Below are 18,436 nucleotides of genomic sequence, written 5' to 3' on the forward strand. Positions count from 1 at the left end.
GGGATGGCAGCTCGCCTCCACCTTGTTCTCGCTGCATCATGCCTACTTGCCGACCGGTAAACAACAGGGTTTCCCCGCAAGCGTTTTGGAGGGAGCAAGTCCAGGGTAATCCCGGGCTTGCGACGCTGCTGCGGCTGCTAAACTTTTTACCTGCCGACAGGTATATAAAACAAAACAAGGAGCAACATGCAAGGGCTAATGCAGCAGCGCGCGCTGCGGATTTCCGGCTTGCTGGAACATGCAGCACGCTTTCATCCCCAGGTGGAAGTCGTCTCCCGCACCCCGGACGGGGAGCTCACGCGCTCGAACTGGCTGACCGTGTCCCAGCGCTCGCAGCGCCTGGCCGCCGCCCTGCTGCGCCAGGGCATGGCCAGTGCTGCACGCATGGCTACGCTGGCCTGGAACACGCACCGCCATCTGGAGCTGTACTACGCCGTATCGGGCGCCGGCGCAGTGCTGCACACCGTCAACCCGCGCCTGTTTGCCGACCAGATCCGCTACATCATCAACCACGCGGCCGATGATTATGTGTTCTTTGATTTGAGCTTTGCCGGCCTGGTGGCCGAGCTGGCGCCCAGCCTCAAAACCGTCAAGGCCTATGTGGCGCTGTGCAAGCCAGAGCAGATGCCCGCGATGGACCTGCCCGCCCCGCTGCTGTGCTACGAGGACCTGGTGGCCGAGGACGCGGGCGATTTTGACTGGCCCGAGCTCGCCGAAGACAGCGCCTCGTCGCTGTGCTACACCTCGGGCACCACCGGCAACCCCAAGGGCGTGCTCTACAGCCACCGCTCTACCGTGCTGCATTCCTGGGTCGTCTGCGCGGCCGATGGGCTGGCCTTGCGTGCCCGCGATTGCGTGCTGCTCACCGTGCCGATGTTCCATGTCAACGCCTGGGGCCTGCCCTATGCCAGCGCCATGTGCGGCGCCAAGCTGGTGCTGCCCGGGCCGGATTTGAGCGGTAAGGCGCTCTACCAGCTGATGCGCGACGAGGGCTGTACCTTCTCGCTGGGCGTTCCCACCGTCTGGATGGGCTTTTTGCAGTATGTCGAGAGCCTGCCAGCTGCCGACAAAGACGCCTTGAAGCTCGAGCGCATCATGATGGGCGGCTCTGCCGCACCGCGCGCGATGATCGACCAGTTCGACAGCCTGCTGGGTGTGACCGCCAACCAGGCCTGGGGCATGACCGAGACCAGCCCGGTGGCCACCATCAGCACCCTGCTGCCCCAGCATGAGGCCCTGGCCCGCGACGCGCGCATCGATGTGCGCGCCCGCCAGGGCCGGCCCATGTATGGCGTCGATGTGGCCATCTTCAATGACGAGGGGCAGCAGCTGCCGCCCGGCGATCCAGCCCCTGGCGAGCTGCGCGTGCGCGGCCCCTGGGTCATTTCCGCCTATTACGGGCAAGAGGCCGGCTCGGCGCTGGATGCGCAAGGCTGGTTCAGCACCGGCGATGTGGCACGGATTGATGAAGAAGGCTTTGTGCAGATCACCGACCGCGCCAAGGATGTCATCAAGTCCGGCGGCGAATGGATCTCGTCGATCGACATCGAGAACCTGGCGCTGGCCCACCCCGCTGTCAAGGAAGCCGCCGTCATCGGCGTGCACCACGAGCGCTGGCAGGAACGCCCGCTGCTGGTCATCGTGCGCAAGCCCGGCAGCGATGTCAGCGGCCAGGAGCTGCTGGACTTTATGAAAGACCGGCTGGCGCGCTGGTGGCTGCCCGATGCGGTGGAGTTTGTCGATGAGCTGCCCCACACGGCCACCGGCAAGCTGCTCAAGACCCGGCTGCGCGAGCAGTTCAAAGGCTACCAGCTGCCCACCCCCACCTCTTCGGCACCCGCCGCCCACTAAGCAACCCCCGCCCGCTACGCGCACGGCCCCACCAGAAAAGGCCGGCGCAGCCGCAGCGGCCAGGGCAACCCCTTGGCTGACCGCACCAGGAGACAAGACATGAACGCCCTCACCGCGCAGGCAGCGGCCGCGCGCATCCATCCATTGCTGCCCCAGCGCGATCTGCTGGGCGAATGCCCGCTGTGGGATGTGGCCACGCAATCGCTGTACTGGATCGATGGCCGCGCCCAGTGGGTACACCGCTACTGGCCGGCAGACGGCAGGCAGCAACAGTGGGCGCTGCATGCCCATATCGGCTCGATCGCGCTGTGCCGCAGCGGGCGCTTGCTGCTGGCGCTGGAGGATGATTTTCATTTTCTGGACCCGGACAGCGGCCGGATCACCCCTATGGGCGTGCAGGTGCAACACCAGGGCGAGCGCATGCGCCTGAACGATGGGCGCTGCGACCGGGGCGGCCGCTTTGTGGTCGGCTCGATGAGCATGACGCCGAAGTCACCCACCGGCAAGCTCTACCAGCTGAGAGGCGATGGCCGCCTGCGCGAGCTGGACCAGGGTTTTCAGGTTGCGAACGCCACCTGCTTTAGCCCCAACGGCCGCTGGCTCTACTTTGCCGATAGCCCGGCGCGCCAGATCTGGCGCTATGCCTATGACCCGGCCACCGGCGCCTGCGGTACGCGTGAGGCCTTTATCGACACCGCTGCGCTGGGCCTGGCGCCCGATGGCGCCACCGTCGATGCCCAGGGCTATCTCTGGGTGGCCATGGTGCTGAGCGGCCAGCTGGCCCGCTTTACGCCCAGTGGCGAGCTGGCCGGCACGGTGGATTTTCCCGCCGATGCCTACGTCACCTGCCCGGCCTTTGGCGGCCCGGCGCTGCAAACCATCTACCTCACCTCGATCAGCAACAGCGGCAACCTGCTGCGCTCCAGCCACCCGGATGCGGGGGCCGTCTTTGTCATCGACGGCCTGGCCGCAACGGGGCTGGAAGAAGCGCGTTTTGACGATACCAACAGCCCACGCTGAGACGTGGCGGACCTCATTTTTATTTTGACCAGGAGACAAACACCATGACACAACGCTTTGCAGGCAAGGTTGCACTCGTGACCGGCGGCGCACAGGGTATCGGCCGCGCCATCGTCCAGGCCATCGCGGATGAGGGCGGCAGCGTCGGTATTCTGGACCGCGCCGAGGACAAGGCCGCCGAGGTGGCCGCAGCCATCGTGGCCCAGGGCGGCCGCGCCCACGCCTATGGCGGCAATGTAGCCGACCGCGACAGTTTCAGCAGCGCGATTGCCGATCTGAAGCACCGCTACGGCCGCTTTGACATCCTGGTCAACAACGCCATCTGGGTGCGCTACGGCCCGATTGCCGACATCACCCCCGAAGCGCTGCAACGCATGGTGGGCACGGGCTTCAACTCCATCGTCTGGGGCATCCAGACGGCAGCGGAGGCCATGGACGACGGCGGCAGCATCGTCAACATTGCCTCGGCGGCCGCCTTTATCGGCATGCCCCAGGGCATGGTGTACTGCGGCGTCAAAGCCGGGGCACTGGGCCTGTCGCGCGCAGCAGCGGCGGAGCTCGGGCCCCGCGGCATCCGCGTCAACGCGGTCTGCCCCGGCTCCATCCCGACCGAAGGCGTGGGCATCAACGTGGATGCAGAAAAAGTGCGGCTGCGCATCGCCAAGACGCCGATGGGGCGCCTGGGCACCGTGCAGGACATTGCCCGCGCCGCCTGCTTTTTCGCGTCGGACGACAGCCGCTTTGTCACCGGCGAATCGATGCTGGTCGACGGCGGCGCCACCCAGTCCTTCATCTGATCGGAGGCGCCGCGATGACTGCTCCCCCCGAGGCCGATGCCCCCATCCTGGAGGCGCGCCAGCTCTGCCGCCAGTTCAGCGGCTTCTATGCCGTCAAGGACGTGAACCTGAAAGTCAAGCGCCACTCGGTGCATGCGCTGATAGGCCCCAATGGCGCCGGCAAGACGACCTGCTTCAACCTGCTGACCACCTTCTTGCGCCCCAGCTCGGGCCAGGTGCTGTTCAACGGGCGTGATATCTCGCGCAGCGATCCGGCCAGCGTGTCGGCACTGGGCCTCGTGCGCTCGTTCCAGATTGCAGCCGTCTTCAGCCACATGACGGTGCTGGAGAACGTGCGCATCGCGCTGCAGCGCAAGACCGGTGGCACCTTCACCTTCTGGCGCTCGGTCAAGGTGCTGAGCGCGCTGAATGAGCGCGCGATGGACCTGCTGGACAGCGTGGGCCTGACGCGCTGGAAAAACGTCAAGGCCTGTGACCTGCCCTATGGCCGCAAGCGCGTGCTGGAGCTGGTCACCACCATCGCGATGGAGCCGGAGATGATCCTGCTGGACGAGCCCATGGCGGGCCTGGGCCATGAGGACATCTGGCCGGTGGTGGAACTGATCGGCAAGGTGGCGCAGGGGCGCACCGTGCTGATGGTGGAGCACAACATGAAAGTGATATCGCATCTGTGCGAGACCGTCACCGTGCTGCAGGCCGGCCAGGTGCTGGCCGAAGGCAGCTATGACGAGGTATCGCGCGACCCCAGGGTCATTGAAGCCTATGTCGGAGGGGCCGCCCATGCCTGAGAACAACCAAAACGTTAACAACAACACCACACCGCGCCAGATGCTGCAGGTACAGAACCTGCGCGCCTGGTATGGCGAAACCCTGGCGCTCGACGGCATCGACCTGCATGTCGGCGAAGGCGAGGTCGTCTGCCTGCTGGGGCGCAACGGCGCCGGCAAGACAACCACCTTGCGCGCCATCATGGGCCTGCTCAAAAAGCGCGAAGGCCAGATCAGCATCCAGGGCCAACCCACCGAAGGCCTGCCGCCCGAGGCCATTGCCCACCTGGGCGTGGCCTATTGCCCCGAAGAGCGCGGCATTTTTGCCAGCCTTAGCACCGAAGAAAACCTGATGCTGCCGCCCGTGCTGCACCCCGGCGGGCTGACGGTGGAGGAGATCTACCAGGTCTTCCCCAACCTGCAGGCGCGCCGCAAGAGCCCGGGCACGCGTCTGTCGGGCGGTGAGCAGCAGATGCTGGCCATTGCCCGCATCCTGCGCACCGGCGCACGCCTGCTGCTGCTCGATGAGGCCACCGAAGGGCTGGCCCCCGTCATCGTGCAGAAGATCGGCCAGACGCTGGAGATGATCCGCGCGCGCGGCTACACGGTGCTGATGGTGGAGCAGAACTTCCGCTTTGCCGCATCGGTGGCCGACCGCTTCTACGTGATCGAGGAAGGGCGCGTGGCCAGCCACTTCCACCGCGCCGAGCTGGAAACGCGGCGCGACGAGATCGAAGCGCTGCTGGGACTGTGACAGGCGGAGACAACACGATGGATACTCTTTTCGGAATCCCGACAGCCGCGCTGATCGGCCAGCTCGTGGTGGGCCTGATCAATGGCTCGTTCTACGCGCTGATGAGCCTGGGCCTGTCGATCATCTTCGGCCTGCTGCATGTGGTGAACTTTGCCCACGGCGCGCAGTACATGCTGGGCGCCTTTGTGGCCTGGGGCCTGCTGCACTACCTGGGGCTGAGCTACTGGTGGGCGCTGATCCTGGCACCGCTGGTGGTGGCCGCCTTCGGCATCCTGCTGGAGCGCACCATGCTGCGCCACCTCTATGCAGTGGACCATGTCTATGCGCTGCTGCTTACCTTCGGCATCTCCATCCTGATGGAGGGCGCGTTCCGGCTGTGGTTTGGCGTCAGCGGCCAGCCCTACCCCAACCCGCTGCAAGGCGGCATCGATGTGGGGCTGAGCTTTTTGCCGATGTACCGCGTCTGGGTGATCCTGGCGGGCCTGGCCGTCTGCCTGGTGACCTGGTACTTCATCGAAAAAACCAAGCTGGGCGCCTACCTGCGCGCCGCCAACGAGAACACGCCCCTGGTGCGCACCTTCGGCATCAATGTGCCGCGCATGCTGACCCTGACCTATGCGCTGGGGGTGGGCCTGGCCGGCTTCAGCGGCGTGATGGCCGCGCCCATCTACCAGGTCAGCCCGCTGATGGGCTCGAACCTGATGATCATCGTCTTTGCCGTCGTCGTCATCGGCGGCATGGGCTCGATCATGGGATCGATCATCACCGGCTTTGCGCTGGGCGCCATCGAGGGCCTGACGCGCGTCATCTACCCCGAAGGCGCTGGCGTGGTCATCTTCATCGTGATGATCATCGTGCTGGCCGTGCGCCCCAACGGCCTGTTTGGCAGAGCGCATTGATGCACCCGCACCGCCCTGCCCCCTGGGTCCCCGCCCAAGCTCTTGTCTTTCCCAAGGATTGAACATGCATTTCTTCTCACAACGCACCAACACCCTCTTGCTGGTGCTGGCGCTGGTGGCCCTGCTGCTGGCGCCGCTGGTGGCCTACCCGGTCTTTCTAATCAAGCTGATGTGCTACGCGCTGCTGGCCGCATCGGTCAACCTGCTGATGGGTTACGCCGGCCTGCTGTCCTTTGGCCATGCGATGTTTTTTGGCACAGCCGGTTATGCGGCTGCCCATGCCATCAAGGTCTGGGGTTGGGACGGCTCGGCCGCCATCGTGCTGGCCATGCTCTGCGCGATGGCTGTGGCCGTGGTCACCGGGCTGCTGGCCATCCGCCGCCATGGCATCTACTTCTCGATGATCACCTTGGCCTTCTCCCAGGTCATCTACTTCTTCGCGCTGCGCCTGCCCTTTACCGGCGGTGAGGACGGCATCCAGAACGTGCCCCGGCCGGAGGTGTTTGGCTTTATCTCGCTGGCCGACAACACCACCCTGTACTACTTTGCCGCCACCTTGGTCGCCGCCGCCTTCTGGCTCATCTACCGCATCGTCTACTCGCCCTTCGGCCAGGTGCTGCGTGCCATCCGCGACAGCGAGGCGCGTGCCCAGTCGCTGGGCTACCAGGTGCTGCGCTACAAGCTGGTGATCTTTGTGCTGTCGGCCGCGCTCGCTGGCCTGGCTGGTGCGCTCAAGGTCATCACCTTCCAGCTGGCCACCCTCAACGATGTGAACTGGACCACCTCGGGCGAGGCGCTGCTCATCTGCATCGTCGGCGGCCTGCAGACCTTGCTGGGCCCCGTCATTGGCGCGGCCATCATCGTCAGCATGCAGAACTACCTGGTCGCCATGGCCGAGTGGGTGCTGATCATCCAGGGCCTTGTGTTTGTCGTCGTCGTGATGCTGTTCCGCAAGGGCATCATCGGCCAGCTCTACGCCTGGCTGGAAACCCGCCAGGCACGCCAGGCGGCACCGCAGGAAGCCCACAACCAGGCCGAACGCCAGAGCCGCAGCCAAACGGGACAAGGAGCCTAAGCATGAGCGATCCAACATCCGTACCCACGCAAGCCCCTGTTCAGCCCCAGGCCCCCAGCCATTTCCCCGAAACACCCGGCTTGCTGCAAGGCCGCCTGGCCCTTATCACCGGCGCAGCCAGCGGCATCGGCCAGGCCATTGCGATCAGCTTTGCCAAAGCCGGCGCCCGGGTGATAGTGACGGACCTGGACACTGCGCGCTGCGCGGGCACCCTGGCCCAGGTAAAAGCAGCTGGCACAGAGGGCTGGGCCTTTGCGCTCGACGTCACCGATCTGGAGGCCTGCCAGGCACTGGCCTCCCGCATCGGCAGCGACATCGGCCCGGTGGACACCCTCGTCAACAACGCCGGCCTGCTGATCCGCGAAGGCATCGACCACCCCCAGGCATCCCGCCACCTGCGCCAGGTCATCGATGTGAACGTCTTTGGCCTCTACAACATGGTGCAGTCCTGGCTACCTGCGCTGCGCGCCACACGCGGCTGCATCCTCAACATCGCCTCCGGCGCGGCCTTTATCGCCCAGGGCAACGCCATGGGCTACTCCGCCTCCAAAGGCGCCGTAAAAATGGCCACCCAAACCTTGGCCCTCGACCTGGGCCGCGACGGCATCCGCGTCAACGCCCTGGCCCCCGGCGTCATCCACACCCCCATGACCGAAGCCACCCGCAACAACCCGCAGCGCCTGCAAGGCTTTATCCAGCGCACGCCTGCCGGGCGCATTGGTGTGCCGCAGGAGTTGGCGGGGCCGGCGGTGTTTTTGGTGTCGGGGTTGGCTAGTTATGTGAATGGGGTGACGTTGCCGGTGGATGGGGGGACGGTGGCGGTTTAGGAAGGAAGTGGGAAGTCGGGGGGAGGAAAAGGGTTTGGCTGGTGGCGATCGGCAACGGACGCTGAACTTGGCGGTGAGTTAGGACTGGCTCCTGGCTGATGTTGGGCAGTTAAGGCTCGAAATCTTGTGTTGTTCAGTCTTGCACTTCGTGCAGTTTTCCTCACTAGGTTCTAAGTTTCGGGATTGACTAGGAGCAGCAGTCTTTAGCCCTGATAATTGTCGGATTCAGGGCGCCAGGGTGCTGCTAAGCAGTCACTAGCGTCGCTTCACCTGCCAGGCGTTCTGCGCCCCTCCGCCATCAACCTTTCTGGCAACGTCGCAGGGCGTGATCCTAAGGTGCTTTGCATGTGCGCCTTTTCCCCAATTGTCACAACTCAAGTTCGCCCTGCGACACGAAGTTCAAGTTCCAAGGCAAGCATGCTCCACTAGGTGTGAACTGTCAAGAGGTTGTTTGCAGATTTGAGCCTGGCCATCGGGGTAATTCGACCAATGCCGCTGTGAGGCCTGTGCCAGTTGTAGTAATGCTGCCAGCGATGTAAGGCTTGTGTTCGCTCAGCTGAATTCTGGTATGTCCAACCATAGGCCCACTCGCGCAGCGCCGATTGGATGAATCGCTCGGCCTTGCCGTTGGTCTGTGGCCGGTACGGCCTGGTGAACTTGTGCTGCACGCCCAAGGCGTTGCAGGCCGCAGCGAACTCCCTTGAGCGGAATGCCGCACCGTTGTCGGTCAGCAGGCGTTTGATGCTCACTCCAAGCCCCGCGTAGTACGCCACGGCGTTGCGCAGAAAGGCGACGGCTTGCGGCGTTTTCTCGTCCGGATGCATAGCGGTAAAGGCAATGCGTGCGTGGTCGTCAATGGCCACGAACAGTGTCTCCCATCCCGCACCATCGACCGAATCGCGCCGATTGCCTGTGACGCGGTGGCTGGGCCGAACGATGCGCCCGAGCTTCTTGGTATCGATGTGCAGCATGTCTCCAGGCGCATCGTGCTCATAGCGAACCACGGGCTCGGACGGCTGCAGATCGCTGAGTCGAGACAGGCCCGCACGGGCCAATACCCGGCTCACGGTGGACGCCGAGACGCCTGCGTAGCTGGCAATGCGCGACTGCAGCATGCGGCGTTTGCGTAGCTCAACAATGAGTAAGGCCTTGGACTCGCAGATGGCTTTGGGAGAGCAAATGGGCCTGGAGGAAGCATCGGCCAGGGCTGCTTCGCCGCCCGAGAGGTAGCGGCCCAGCCACTTGCGAGCGGTCTGTGCGGTGACGCCTTGAAGGGCTCCGGCCTGAGAGGCATCCAGGCCTTGCAAGGTCATCTGTTTGACCATCTCCAGTCTCCGGGCAAAGGTAAGTCGGGCATGCTTATGAGTGTTCATCCGGTTGGCTGTCCTGAGTGGGTTGGGTGTTTGGCGACTTCCAGTCTCTCAAATCCAACCCGGATGAACACCGGATACAACCTATTGAACCTTCACAACTAGGCACGATTCAGCCTGTGGTCAGCATCTAGTGATCGAGGAGAGGTTGATGTGTGGATCGGTTCGACTGAACACCAATTTCGAGGCCATGCTGCAAGGGGATATGCCTGCCTTCGCCAGCCAGCGCCTGGTTCGATTTGATGAGCACGTGTTCCACGAAAAAATCATACAGGTGGCGCACCTTGAAAACGCTCGCATAGATCTCTCATTGGTAGCGGGGACCGAGCATCCGGACTACTACGGATCCACCTGGGCTGAGTTGATTGGCCAGCCACCGGGCCATGACCGATGCGTGCTCAAGCGTCTCAACCTCAATTTGCAGCAGCTTGCATCATCAGCTGAGTACTACCTGAGCGCAGACAAGAAAGAACACTGGAGCTTTTACCTGCTCGATGACCAGTATTTCATCTCCTCGGGAAACCACCGCACCGTGCTAGGAAGGTTTCTGCTTGCGCTCAACGGATTGCCCACGATCGTCCACGGGGTCTCCGTCACGGTCCTTCGTAGAGCATCGGCTGTCCAAGTGCAAGCGCCAGCTTCCGCCTCTTTCCGCCAACGCTTGATGGGCATGTTCTCGTAGCCCTAGCATTGCGCTTTGGAGGGCCAGGTCAGGCCTTTCGCGCGAGCACCTCAAACTCGTGGTGTATCTCTGCAGGATTCGATGTGTTTCGCAGGCCTGTGCTGAATCGCGCAACGGCATGAAGAAAACCCACGTGGTCAGCAACCCGGTAGAAGCCTGATTCTGGCTCCGGCCTTCCAAGACTTGGCGGCAAGGCCTCATCCCATCCCTCTTCGGCTGCAGGCCATGGTCGCAGAGCATAGTCGCCCTTCTTGAGCGGGTACAGAACCCATTGACTGCCATCGCCAAAGGCGTAGCAGAAGAAGTTGCCGTTCAATTTCACCTCCTGCGCCCAAGGTGGAGAGGGTGACGCCACAGGGCCATCAGGCTCTTGGTGTTGCGTGAAAACGCGCGGGACAGGCTCTTGGACCACTCTGCTGGCAAATGCCGCTCTCAAAGCTCGAAGCTTTTCCCGTGGATCGAAGGCAACAGTAGATCTTGCAGCCAGGCGTTGGGCTTCCCGGCGACGCTCTTCCATTTGGGCAGCGAGTCGCCTTTGCTCCTGCGCCAGCGCCTGCTCCCGGATCAGGCGCTGACGCTCTTCCTCCTCAAACCGCGCCAGCAGAAGATCGGTATTGATAACCAGCAGCTCGCGCTCCTCGGTGGTCAGCGGTCGACCGGATGCACCGGAGTTGAACTGGGGTTGTCCCAGAGCTTTGGCGCTTCCATAGCGGCGCTCAAAGCATGTGCTGCCCAGCACCATCAGGAATCCGCCCTCGCGCACGATATGGATTGCCGCGTGCACCCCATGGCCACAACCAGGGTTCTGGCATTGAACCCGCTCGTTTTCAGGTACACGAACAATCGCCAAGAGCTTTGAACCCATTGTTTGCATCTAGAACACCTCCGCTTTTTCGACAGTCTACAAGTGACGGACCCGCGCCAAAAGGCATCTCATCCATCATTGCGCCCCACCCATAGGACAATCCGTGAATGACACTCATAGCTACCATCGCGACAACCGATAAAGATGTCGAGTCATTCACCACGCCCCCGGACATCTGGGCGCAATGGCGAAAGCACCCCATCGGCACCTTTGTCATTGGCCGACACCGAACGCCAGCAGTACTCAAGCGCAGCCCACGGGGTCTCCAGTTCTTTGCCGCAGCACCAGGAGAGGGGGGAGTGACAGCCCCAGAGTCCATCGAACACCAAATAGCCAAGATCCAGTTGGTACAGGGAATGCGAGCTGCTGGCCATGAGGCGCGGGTCGAGTATCCAGGTGCCGCGCCATCAGGCGAAGAATGGCAAGCTGATGTGTTTGTGCAGGCTCCACATGGACTTGTGGCTATTGAGGTGCAAATGTCTCAGCAGCACTGGGACGAATACAGAAGAAGGACCGCGCGCTACAAGTCCAGCGGCGTCTTTGTCGTGTGGCTAGTTCGCGGCATGCATCACAATGCAGTGGTGAACAGCCGAATTGAGTACCTGAAGGCGCAAGGGTTGAAACACGCGGAGGCGATGATGCACGACATGGATGACATGCCCTGCATCCCTCTGGATAAACCTGTAGGCGATGAAGATGGGCCCCGAGTTATCGTCTACCCAAAGGACGGTTCCAAACCCTTTCTGAGGCTTTCCCTAGAGAGTTTCGGTGCTGGGGTCGCTGCTGGCGCTTTGGACTATTGCGAGTACAGATCTAGGGATGGCTCGCGGGCATGGCCATGCTGGATGTGGGACAGTACAAAGGGGCTGGTCTGAAGACACCAGCGATCGCGCGCGCAAAGATCCGCTTTTCTAGAGGGCGCTGGCAGAACAAGGCGGCATGGCCCACCAAACCTCGTCCTAGTCCGTCAAATCAAGCAACTCAAGCAATGCGGCCCGCTTGCGCGTATTGAGCATCGCGATCCGCTTCGCCAACAACTCGACCTGAGGATCCGACTCAGGAGTTGGCACCGCTCCGTCTATAGGTCTGGGCTGCTTGCCAGTCATTAACCACCGGGCGGAGCCCCCCAAGGCATCGGCAATCGGAAACACATTCCCACCGGCCATCTCTTTTGTAGATCCGTTGATCAAAAAATTGATGGCAGCTGAAGTCAGGTTGCACCTTCTAGCAAGTTCGGACTTTGTCATCCCGCTGTCGAGAAAGGCCGCATTCAGCCGCTCAGAGAAACCTGCAGGTGAAACCTTCTCGCGGGGCTCTTTGTCGGTATTTGATACTTCCAACATTGAATTTCGCCTTCATTCAATCGAGGGTATAGGTCAGATTTCGCATCGATGTCTGAGGGGCGCTCAGTCCCGGCACAATGAAAGCGAAGGATCGTCGGCATCAACGCCGTTAACTATGGCCATGGCACGGTAGTTTTCGTGCAGCTCGTGGCCACCGTCATGCACGTCATGACACTCCCCTCGCATGCGCTTGAGTCGCACGAGAAGGTTGTGATCTGCACCTCGCAGGAGGAAGCCAGCACATATGGCAGGTTTTTCAGCCCCTGACTCATGGCAAGCAAAGGAGGCCTGCGCCATGTCATACGCGGTACCGGCTGAGTGTTTGAACGCTTCCGCAGGAAACTCACCGACAGCATCCAGACGCCAAGGGCAATTTCTGCATGGTTCACGGCGATAGCTTCCTGCACCACCGGTCACGGTCACCACTTGGTGGTCTTCACGCCTGTTGTTGAAGCCAGCTAGACGGACGTTAGTAATTTTTGTATTGCTGGTCATTCAAATCACTCCAATTGTCTTTCGCGACATCCTCGTGATTTCCTAGGAATTCATCTACCATCATTGCGGGATAGCTGGATTGCGTTGAGTATCAACTGAATTCTGACGAATACAAGCAATTTCTCATCCTGCTTGCGTTCAATAAAAAGACCAGCAAGCCTTCCGACGACGGGTGCATCGGGGTGGAAGGTCTCAGGGTGTGGTACCCCCATATCTATAAGGGCTCCACCACTAGCCCCTTTGGGACTGCCTGAATCTACACGATCCCCCTTGTAATTACCGACCTTCTTAGTCATGCGAATAAAGAGGTGATGATCAATGTCGCAATCAATTTTGTCCAGTGTTTTATCGTCAGGTATGAAGCCATTGCTCTGGTAGTGCCAGGCCTCGGAGTAAACCTTCCTCTGAGTCGCGTTAACTTTTTTGTTTCGTGAAATGGGGTAACCCATAGCCAAATACGAGCGCTTGGTCGGATCAGCGCGATTTTCTGAAATTTGGTCCTTTCCAAGAAATTGAGCGCATGGCATTTGCGAAAGCATCTCATTATCTAGTCTCATGAAAGCAAAGTCTAGACGATCCTTAGCCCTTTCACCGTGTGGAGGATCTGTGCAAATAAATGCCTTCGAAATGGGGATCATTCGGTTACTGACGCCCATCAGCAATCGCGTGTTTTTTTGATGATCGGCAACATGAGCGGCTGTTATCAAATATTTGTCCCCATCAAAGTCAATCAATATGCCTGTTCCTATCGCGGTTGGCACTGGGTCAGTACTTTCATCATCACCGCTGATAGGTATAACATAGCTCAAATAGTTTTTGGAGACTTTATTCGCACGAATTGTCATCCACGACATCATTGATTCTTTAAGCGTCTCAATCATTGCAACATCTCTTTTATCTATTTCCATTTAACCCGCCCAGTGACTCACTACGAAGAAAGTGCCGCAATTTGATCGCTAATAACCAGTGAATGCTGCTTGGCATTGACACTATAGGTGCGGTTGGTCAGATCCAGCTCCAACTCGAAGCGCTCTCCGGGCCCGACCCCGATGGCATCGGCCACTGCCGCAATTCTCGATATCTGGCCGGTGCTGGAAATATTGATATGGCCATGCGCGCTACCGGCATGATCGAAGACGCCAGTAGCACTTGGCAAAAAAGCTCTGGGCAGATAGACGATTCTGTGGCGGCTCTCCTTCGGGGTATTGCACTGCGTCACCTGGACCGTGAACGGCTTCGTCAAGTCCACGTCAGCCCGCACAAGCCTAGCCCCCCTTGGCCCCTCTAACGCATACCTCTTTCGCGCCTCAATGAGCGCCTGAGCATTGAGCTCCCGGCCATTGGTAGCGTAGATGGAGTGCTCGATTTTGATGACCGTGGGCGAGCTTGCCAAGCAGATGCTCACCGTCGGGTTCGAGACACCCTGCTCTGTGATCAACACCTTTGCAATTTCAGCCCGCGTGGCTACTCCACCATGGTTTTCGATTACCCTGACCACGGCCAGCTCTGTATCAGACAAGACGCTCTTCTGATCAATCACGGTCCGCGAACGAAACTTGTTGTGCTTGTCGCTTTCGAGCCACTCCCAGCGCTTGAGCAGCCCTGCGAGCACATGACTCGGGGGTACCGCTCTAGACTTCTCCACATCTCGGTACAGCCACTGGTCATCGGTGACAAGCATCGTGACGATGACATCGATGTTGACAGTCGAGGTGGCAACTGACATCAGTTTCCGAATCCGTGCTGCCAGGGCACTACTCTCTCCATCCACCAGGGTGAACCAGCCATCGGTGCCCCCAATGCGCTCAAATCCCGGGCCTTCTTGAAGAACCTGGCGCAACGCTTCCATGTCCTTCACCTCACCCGTCTGCTCTGCCATAAGGCCAGCGACTCGCACGAAATTGGTACCCCCAACGGTCAAGATCTCTTGCCTTGCTATTGAAAGAGCCACTTGGAGCCAGCCCGAGGGCTCGGTGGCTTTGACAACGCAGGGAATCAGCTCGTACCCGGAGGACGTGGAAATCCGATGCTTGGCCACCTGCACCCCTGGTGACCTACCCAGAGCGAGGGCAAAATCAATCGCGGCGTTGATGCCCTGCCCTTCTCCCAGGAAGTCAGCGAGCTGAATGTTGCATTCCGGCAAGCTCGATGGCGCGATACGAGAAGACGCCGAAAGGACGCGATCCAAAGCAGGCATGGCAGCACTAGAAGCGTGAATGACATCGAAGCATCGCTCGGTGATCTGCCTGACCCGCTCACGGGTGAGTGAGACCAGATCGCCGACCTCCTGCAGAGTCTTCCCCTCCAGGCCTCCGTAACGGAGCATGAAGGCTTTAGTCCACCGACTGGCCTTTTCCAGGGATCCTGGCTGGCGCTCGGCCAGCGCCAGCCCTGCCCTTGCCACCTCTTCCAGCTCGGTGCCCCAATCCGACTTGCCAGCGATCAGCATGCGATCGCACAGATCCAGTTGTCGTAAGGAAAGTTCTTTCTTGCATGACTGGTCGAACAACCATGCGCCCATACCCCGCTCATCGATCGATGGAAACCGGATGTCGTCCCAGGCCAGCGCCTGAACCCAAGGCTGATTAGCCAGCCCCAATAGCTCTTGCCGCTTCTTTTCGGGTACCTCCACGCGTTGCTGCGGGTCCCAGGCCACCAACTCCTCAACTCGCATTGCGCGCGGCCCTGGCACCCAATAGATGGATTCGAGGCGGGCAAGAATCCTCAGTACACGTTGAAGAGGCAGCTTCAACCCCTCTTTGATCTCACGCATGGTGAGTTTCACGAAGTCTTGTGGTGAAGTCAGGTTGGCGACAAAGGCTAACAGACGCTCCTTGTCATCACCTTGAACGACATCATGTCAACCTGGCTCCAGGCTGATGCACGCAGGTAAAACCCACAGTCTCTCGGTTGCGTTGCGTATACGAACCACGAACTGGGCTCGGATCTCTTCTGCAACTGATTCCCGAGGAATAGGGTCGCTCCATGCGATTAAGTCATTGACTGAAAACTCCCTGCCGTCAGCCCGAAAAACGTGGGATATCAGGTTACTGGCTACGCTTGGAAGAATCCCGGGATGCCGAAAAAAGCGGCCTTTGCTCATACTTATTGCCTGCGTCTTGAATCGATGAAGTCGCTGCGCCAGAGTCTGACTGGGCTGGAACTTCAGGCGAACCCGGTATTGGGTGTTTTGCTAGCGCTAATCGTCCAGCGGGATTGTGGAGCTACTGATCCAGAATTGCTTTCTGCGCGGATCCTCTGCTCGATGGCCCTCAAAGTAGGCTCGTACTCGGGCCAGTCCTGCTCGACAACCACGCATTCCAGGTAGCTCTTGCCCGCGTCTTGACGGTTGCGATCAATCTTCGCGTTTAGGGCTTTAAGAAGATCCAGCTCTGCCTGGCTCAGCCCTACCGCCTGTAGATCAGTCGCTTTGAAGACCACGTATCGCGGCTCTCGTGAAAATTCGATCATGTTGCTTTCAAAAATGGAATTTCTTGGTCGGTTGCGGCCTTCAGAACTATGCAATACGACCTTTACGCGGGTCCAGCGCGACGATTCCAGGCGTCAGCATCCTGGGGGATATCAAGGCAAAGGACAGTCATTCGTCCCCAGTAACAGCCATCCGGCTTGTAGCTTGCTTTTGGGTTCGGAGCTCTGTCACCATTTCCTCGCACCGAAGCGGTTAAATGTATACCGCAGAAGGGACACGGCCTCAACGAACTTACTGTCAGTTCTCCGTGAGTTTTGAATTTTCTCACTGAAGTTTGAACTTGAAGTGCTTTTAGTTCACGCCAGAGGGCGTGCTGAAGCGGCTTCCAGCCTGTCGCCGGCCCGTGAGCCTGCTGTTGCGCCTGGTCAATTCGAAGGTAGGATGGCGGCTATCGGCCAGAAGCAGCCGATCACCCCTTTTTCCGCAGTTGGCGGCTTTAGTCTGGTCTGAGTCATTTGCAGTAGGCTGCTCGTGCGTCAGCGACGCTCATTACCGGTTATTGGAACTCAGTAAGTATCAATCGGCGTCGTCGCGTCGAAGGCGAGTTCCTCACGGTGATCTAGTGCCGTCTCAAGAATCCCGGGATGGCGGGCGTGTTCTGAAATCCCGTGAAGGCAGGCCATTTCCTTGATAAACGGTTCGTCTGACCTCATCAGATCATGCCCGCGCTCGTTCCATAAAGCGAAGCGATTGAGTTCATCGTCTGCCGGGCCGGCAATGCCAATACCGTTAGCTCGCAAGATGGCCAAGCCCTGACGTTCAGCAGAGCCCCAAGATTCGATTTGGCAAGTGATTGCGCCGGAAGTTAGTTTCAGGGGTTGGGCAGCAGATTGGGCCGCATTGCTACCCAATCGCAATAGTTGCGTGATGTCTCGTGTGCCAACTGAATGGAGTATTTCTGCAAGCATGACGAGCTCTGGATATCGACGCAGTCGCTCTGCAATCAAAGGCAAATCTTCAGCTTTGGCTAGGTAGAGGAGTCTGCCTGCGAAATAACGAATTTTAGGGATGACTCTCTTGCGTGCGTAGCCATCTAAATTATGGCCAGTCTCAAGGTTGTGAAACAAACTCTTGGTAAATTCAGCCCGAAGATTCTGTGCAAAAATCAAAAGGGTGCTTGGCGTAGCCTGTCGGAATATTTTTTTTAATAACCACGGGTAACGCCGCAACTGGTCCAAAAAGCGGTCTTGATACCTCGCATCACTGACCTGAACGCTGTAATCTGGCAACGGAATCCGGAATCCCTCCTCTTCAAATCTGTTGGCTAGCTTGGTGCGAGACGAAGGTTGTGAAATAAGGAACTGCTTAATGTCACGGACGAAGAACATCCAGTTGTATGAGTCCTTGCTGCTGAAATCCTCCTCTCCACACAGCCAATCAGCAGAAGCAAGCTCAAAGTCCTTACCCGCACCGGCCTCATGCAAGTCAAGCCCTAACTCACTCAACATAGCTGCCAATTGAGAGCGGCCTGCGGAAACCTCTGCTGGCAAGCCGACCAAGACTACATCATCCACGTAGCGGAAGTAACGCTTCGGGAAGGCCGCGGACATTGCTTCATCAACATCGCGCAACACAAGGTTTGCAATCAGGTGGCTGAACATGGGGCCGGTCAGCAGACCCTTGCCATGAGCGGCGTTCTGACAAACCTGTGCGTGGTGAGCCAAAAATTTTATGCCTAAATCACGGCTCAGGACCGGCATTTGAGCTGTATCGCACGCCTTCTGCCAAGCTCGAATTGCCAGATCACCGGAGATATTCGGATAAAACCGTTTAATGTCGGTGTAGCGCACGACCTGACCTGTACCAGCCTTGCACGCACCGGCAATTTGTCGTTGTCGCTCTTGTAATCCCGTGAAATAAGGCTTATAGACCCCTTGAGTTTCCTCGCCTTCAGCCAAACGATAACTGAAGACGAAGTCAGGTGAATGAAATACTGCATGGCGGCTGCACTCTGCGAGCAATGCAGCTTCCGCGAAAGACTCATTTGGGCCTGGCACAAAAATGCTTCGATAGCCAACCAGGCCGTCAGAGCGAATATCCTTGAAATGCAGTGACTCGAAATAAGCACTGCTGCTGCTCATCACAAGATGAGAGGACACCTCTTCAGCCCAACGATCCCTGCGTGCGCACTGATTGGCAAAGTAATAGCGCAACCCAAGATAGGCCATGATGTCGCGTGTGCGGTACTGATTGGTCGCACG

At 59.5% G+C, this 18,436-nt stretch carries 18 protein-coding genes; 10 read left to right on the plus strand and 8 right to left on the minus strand.

Translation table 11 applies throughout. From position 1 onward, the window contains the following. Nucleotides 1–186: 186 nt before the first annotated feature. From ACPEE1_RS15420 to ACPEE1_RS15455, 8 genes are all read left to right on the plus strand, one after another. The gene (locus tag ACPEE1_RS15420; protein WP_423933696.1) at nt 187–1,851 is read left to right on the plus strand and encodes a long-chain fatty acid--CoA ligase; all 1,665 of its coding nucleotides are present in this window, start codon (nt 187–189) and stop codon (nt 1,849–1,851) included. A 99-nt stretch (nt 1,852–1,950) separates the two neighbouring features. Further along, nucleotides 1,951–2,871, plus strand: a complete 921-nt coding sequence (locus ACPEE1_RS15425) for an SMP-30/gluconolactonase/LRE family protein (RefSeq protein ID WP_423933698.1) — start codon at nt 1,951–1,953, stop codon at nt 2,869–2,871. Between the two features lie 44 nt (nt 2,872–2,915). After that, the gene (locus ACPEE1_RS15430; RefSeq protein WP_339559210.1) at nt 2,916–3,668 is read left to right on the plus strand and encodes an SDR family NAD(P)-dependent oxidoreductase; all 753 of its coding nucleotides are present in this window, start codon (nt 2,916–2,918) and stop codon (nt 3,666–3,668) included. 14 nt (nt 3,669–3,682) lie between these two features. Then, complete coding sequence (locus tag ACPEE1_RS15435; protein WP_423933702.1) at nt 3,683–4,456, plus strand: ABC transporter ATP-binding protein; 774 nt, start codon at nt 3,683–3,685, stop codon at nt 4,454–4,456. After that, on the plus strand, nt 4,449–5,189 hold the full coding sequence (locus tag ACPEE1_RS15440; RefSeq protein ID WP_116925132.1) for an ABC transporter ATP-binding protein: 741 nt from the start codon (nt 4,449–4,451) through the stop codon (nt 5,187–5,189). The genes ACPEE1_RS15435 and ACPEE1_RS15440 overlap by 8 nt, the downstream gene beginning before the upstream one ends. 17 nt (nt 5,190–5,206) lie before the next feature. Continuing rightward, nucleotides 5,207–6,088, plus strand: coding sequence for a branched-chain amino acid ABC transporter permease (locus ACPEE1_RS15445; protein ID WP_021028133.1), 882 nt, complete (start codon nt 5,207–5,209; stop codon nt 6,086–6,088). A gap of 64 nt (nt 6,089–6,152) precedes the next feature. After that, a complete protein-coding gene (locus ACPEE1_RS15450; RefSeq protein ID WP_423933706.1) occupies nt 6,153–7,163 on the plus strand; it encodes a branched-chain amino acid ABC transporter permease in 1,011 nt (336 codons plus the stop codon). 2 nt (nt 7,164–7,165) lie between these two features. Beyond that, nucleotides 7,166–7,990: an SDR family NAD(P)-dependent oxidoreductase gene (locus ACPEE1_RS15455; RefSeq protein ID WP_423933709.1), complete on the plus strand. Its 825-nt coding sequence runs from the start codon at nt 7,166–7,168 to the stop codon at nt 7,988–7,990. Between the two features lie 425 nt (nt 7,991–8,415). Here the strand turns inward: ACPEE1_RS15455 and ACPEE1_RS15460 are convergent, their stop codons facing one another. Continuing rightward, a complete protein-coding gene (locus tag ACPEE1_RS15460; protein ID WP_423933322.1) occupies nt 8,416–9,363 on the minus strand; it encodes an IS481 family transposase in 948 nt (315 codons plus the stop codon). A 148-nt stretch (nt 9,364–9,511) separates the two neighbouring features. Here ACPEE1_RS15460 and ACPEE1_RS15465 point away from each other — a divergent pair, with 148 nt between their 5' ends. Continuing rightward, nucleotides 9,512–10,042: a hypothetical protein gene (locus ACPEE1_RS15465; protein WP_423933712.1), complete on the plus strand. Its 531-nt coding sequence runs from the start codon at nt 9,512–9,514 to the stop codon at nt 10,040–10,042. 28 nt (nt 10,043–10,070) lie between these two features. Here the strand turns inward: ACPEE1_RS15465 and ACPEE1_RS15470 are convergent, their stop codons facing one another. After that, the gene (locus ACPEE1_RS15470) at nt 10,071–10,916 is read right to left on the minus strand and encodes a hypothetical protein (protein ID WP_423933715.1); all 846 of its coding nucleotides are present in this window, start codon (nt 10,914–10,916) and stop codon (nt 10,071–10,073) included. 98 nt (nt 10,917–11,014) lie between these two features. On the opposite strand from ACPEE1_RS15470, the gene ACPEE1_RS15475 reads away from it, so the two are divergent. Continuing rightward, nucleotides 11,015–11,782, plus strand: coding sequence for a competence protein CoiA family protein (locus ACPEE1_RS15475; protein WP_423933717.1), 768 nt, complete (start codon nt 11,015–11,017; stop codon nt 11,780–11,782). Nucleotides 11,783–11,866: 84 nt separating this feature from the next. On the opposite strand, the gene ACPEE1_RS15480 is transcribed toward ACPEE1_RS15475, so the two are convergent. The 6 genes from ACPEE1_RS15480 to ACPEE1_RS15505 form a co-directional block, all read right to left on the minus strand. Next, nucleotides 11,867–12,250: a hypothetical protein gene (locus tag ACPEE1_RS15480; protein WP_423933720.1), complete on the minus strand. Its 384-nt coding sequence runs from the start codon at nt 12,248–12,250 to the stop codon at nt 11,867–11,869. Nucleotides 12,251–12,313: 63 nt separating this feature from the next. Next, nucleotides 12,314–12,745, minus strand: a complete 432-nt coding sequence (locus tag ACPEE1_RS15485; protein WP_423933722.1) for a DUF6283 family protein — start codon at nt 12,743–12,745, stop codon at nt 12,314–12,316. Nucleotides 12,746–12,795: 50 nt separating this feature from the next. Further along, entirely contained in the window at nt 12,796–13,653 is an 858-nt protein-coding gene (locus ACPEE1_RS15490) for a hypothetical protein (protein WP_423933725.1), read from the minus strand. 20 nt (nt 13,654–13,673) lie between these two features. Further along, nucleotides 13,674–15,518: a sigma factor-like helix-turn-helix DNA-binding protein gene (locus tag ACPEE1_RS15495; RefSeq protein ID WP_423933728.1), complete on the minus strand. Its 1,845-nt coding sequence runs from the start codon at nt 15,516–15,518 to the stop codon at nt 13,674–13,676. Nucleotides 15,519–15,910: 392 nt separating this feature from the next. Continuing rightward, on the minus strand, nt 15,911–16,216 hold the full coding sequence (locus ACPEE1_RS15500; RefSeq protein WP_423933731.1) for a hypothetical protein: 306 nt from the start codon (nt 16,214–16,216) through the stop codon (nt 15,911–15,913). Between the two features lie 525 nt (nt 16,217–16,741). Then, nucleotides 16,742–18,403: an RNA-directed DNA polymerase gene (locus ACPEE1_RS15505; RefSeq protein WP_423933733.1), complete on the minus strand. Its 1,662-nt coding sequence runs from the start codon at nt 18,401–18,403 to the stop codon at nt 16,742–16,744. Nucleotides 18,404–18,436: the final 33 nt, after the last annotated feature.

The sequence above is a fragment of the Comamonas sp. 23 genome (assembly GCF_049601575.1).
GTDB lineage: Bacteria > Pseudomonadota > Gammaproteobacteria > Burkholderiales > Burkholderiaceae_C > Comamonas > Comamonas squillarum.

Coding starts and splice junctions, on each gene's coding strand:
- ACPEE1_RS15420 (WP_423933696.1), top strand. CDS start 187: ATGCAAGGGCTAATGCAGCAGCGCGCGCTGCGGATTTCCGGCTTGCTG.
- ACPEE1_RS15425 (WP_423933698.1), top strand. CDS start 1,951: ATGAACGCCCTCACCGCGCAGGCAGCGGCCGCGCGCATCCATCCATTG.
- ACPEE1_RS15430 (WP_339559210.1), top strand. CDS start 2,916: ATGACACAACGCTTTGCAGGCAAGGTTGCACTCGTGACCGGCGGCGCA.
- ACPEE1_RS15435 (WP_423933702.1), top strand. CDS start 3,683: ATGACTGCTCCCCCCGAGGCCGATGCCCCCATCCTGGAGGCGCGCCAG.
- ACPEE1_RS15440 (WP_116925132.1), top strand. CDS start 4,449: ATGCCTGAGAACAACCAAAACGTTAACAACAACACCACACCGCGCCAG.
- ACPEE1_RS15445 (WP_021028133.1), top strand. CDS start 5,207: ATGGATACTCTTTTCGGAATCCCGACAGCCGCGCTGATCGGCCAGCTC.
- ACPEE1_RS15450 (WP_423933706.1), top strand. CDS start 6,153: ATGCATTTCTTCTCACAACGCACCAACACCCTCTTGCTGGTGCTGGCG.
- ACPEE1_RS15455 (WP_423933709.1), top strand. CDS start 7,166: ATGAGCGATCCAACATCCGTACCCACGCAAGCCCCTGTTCAGCCCCAG.
- ACPEE1_RS15460 (WP_423933322.1), bottom strand. CDS start 9,363: ATGAACACTCATAAGCATGCCCGACTTACCTTTGCCCGGAGACTGGAG.
- ACPEE1_RS15465 (WP_423933712.1), top strand. CDS start 9,512: ATGTGTGGATCGGTTCGACTGAACACCAATTTCGAGGCCATGCTGCAA.
- ACPEE1_RS15470 (WP_423933715.1), bottom strand. CDS start 10,916: ATGCAAACAATGGGTTCAAAGCTCTTGGCGATTGTTCGTGTACCTGAA.
- ACPEE1_RS15475 (WP_423933717.1), top strand. CDS start 11,015: ATGACACTCATAGCTACCATCGCGACAACCGATAAAGATGTCGAGTCA.
- ACPEE1_RS15480 (WP_423933720.1), bottom strand. CDS start 12,250: ATGTTGGAAGTATCAAATACCGACAAAGAGCCCCGCGAGAAGGTTTCA.
- ACPEE1_RS15485 (WP_423933722.1), bottom strand. CDS start 12,745: ATGACCAGCAATACAAAAATTACTAACGTCCGTCTAGCTGGCTTCAAC.
- ACPEE1_RS15490 (WP_423933725.1), bottom strand. CDS start 13,653: ATGGAAATAGATAAAAGAGATGTTGCAATGATTGAGACGCTTAAAGAA.
- ACPEE1_RS15495 (WP_423933728.1), bottom strand. CDS start 15,518: ATGCGTGAGATCAAAGAGGGGTTGAAGCTGCCTCTTCAACGTGTACTG.
- ACPEE1_RS15500 (WP_423933731.1), bottom strand. CDS start 16,216: ATGATCGAATTTTCACGAGAGCCGCGATACGTGGTCTTCAAAGCGACT.
- ACPEE1_RS15505 (WP_423933733.1), bottom strand. CDS start 18,403: ATGGCCTATCTTGGGTTGCGCTATTACTTTGCCAATCAGTGCGCACGC.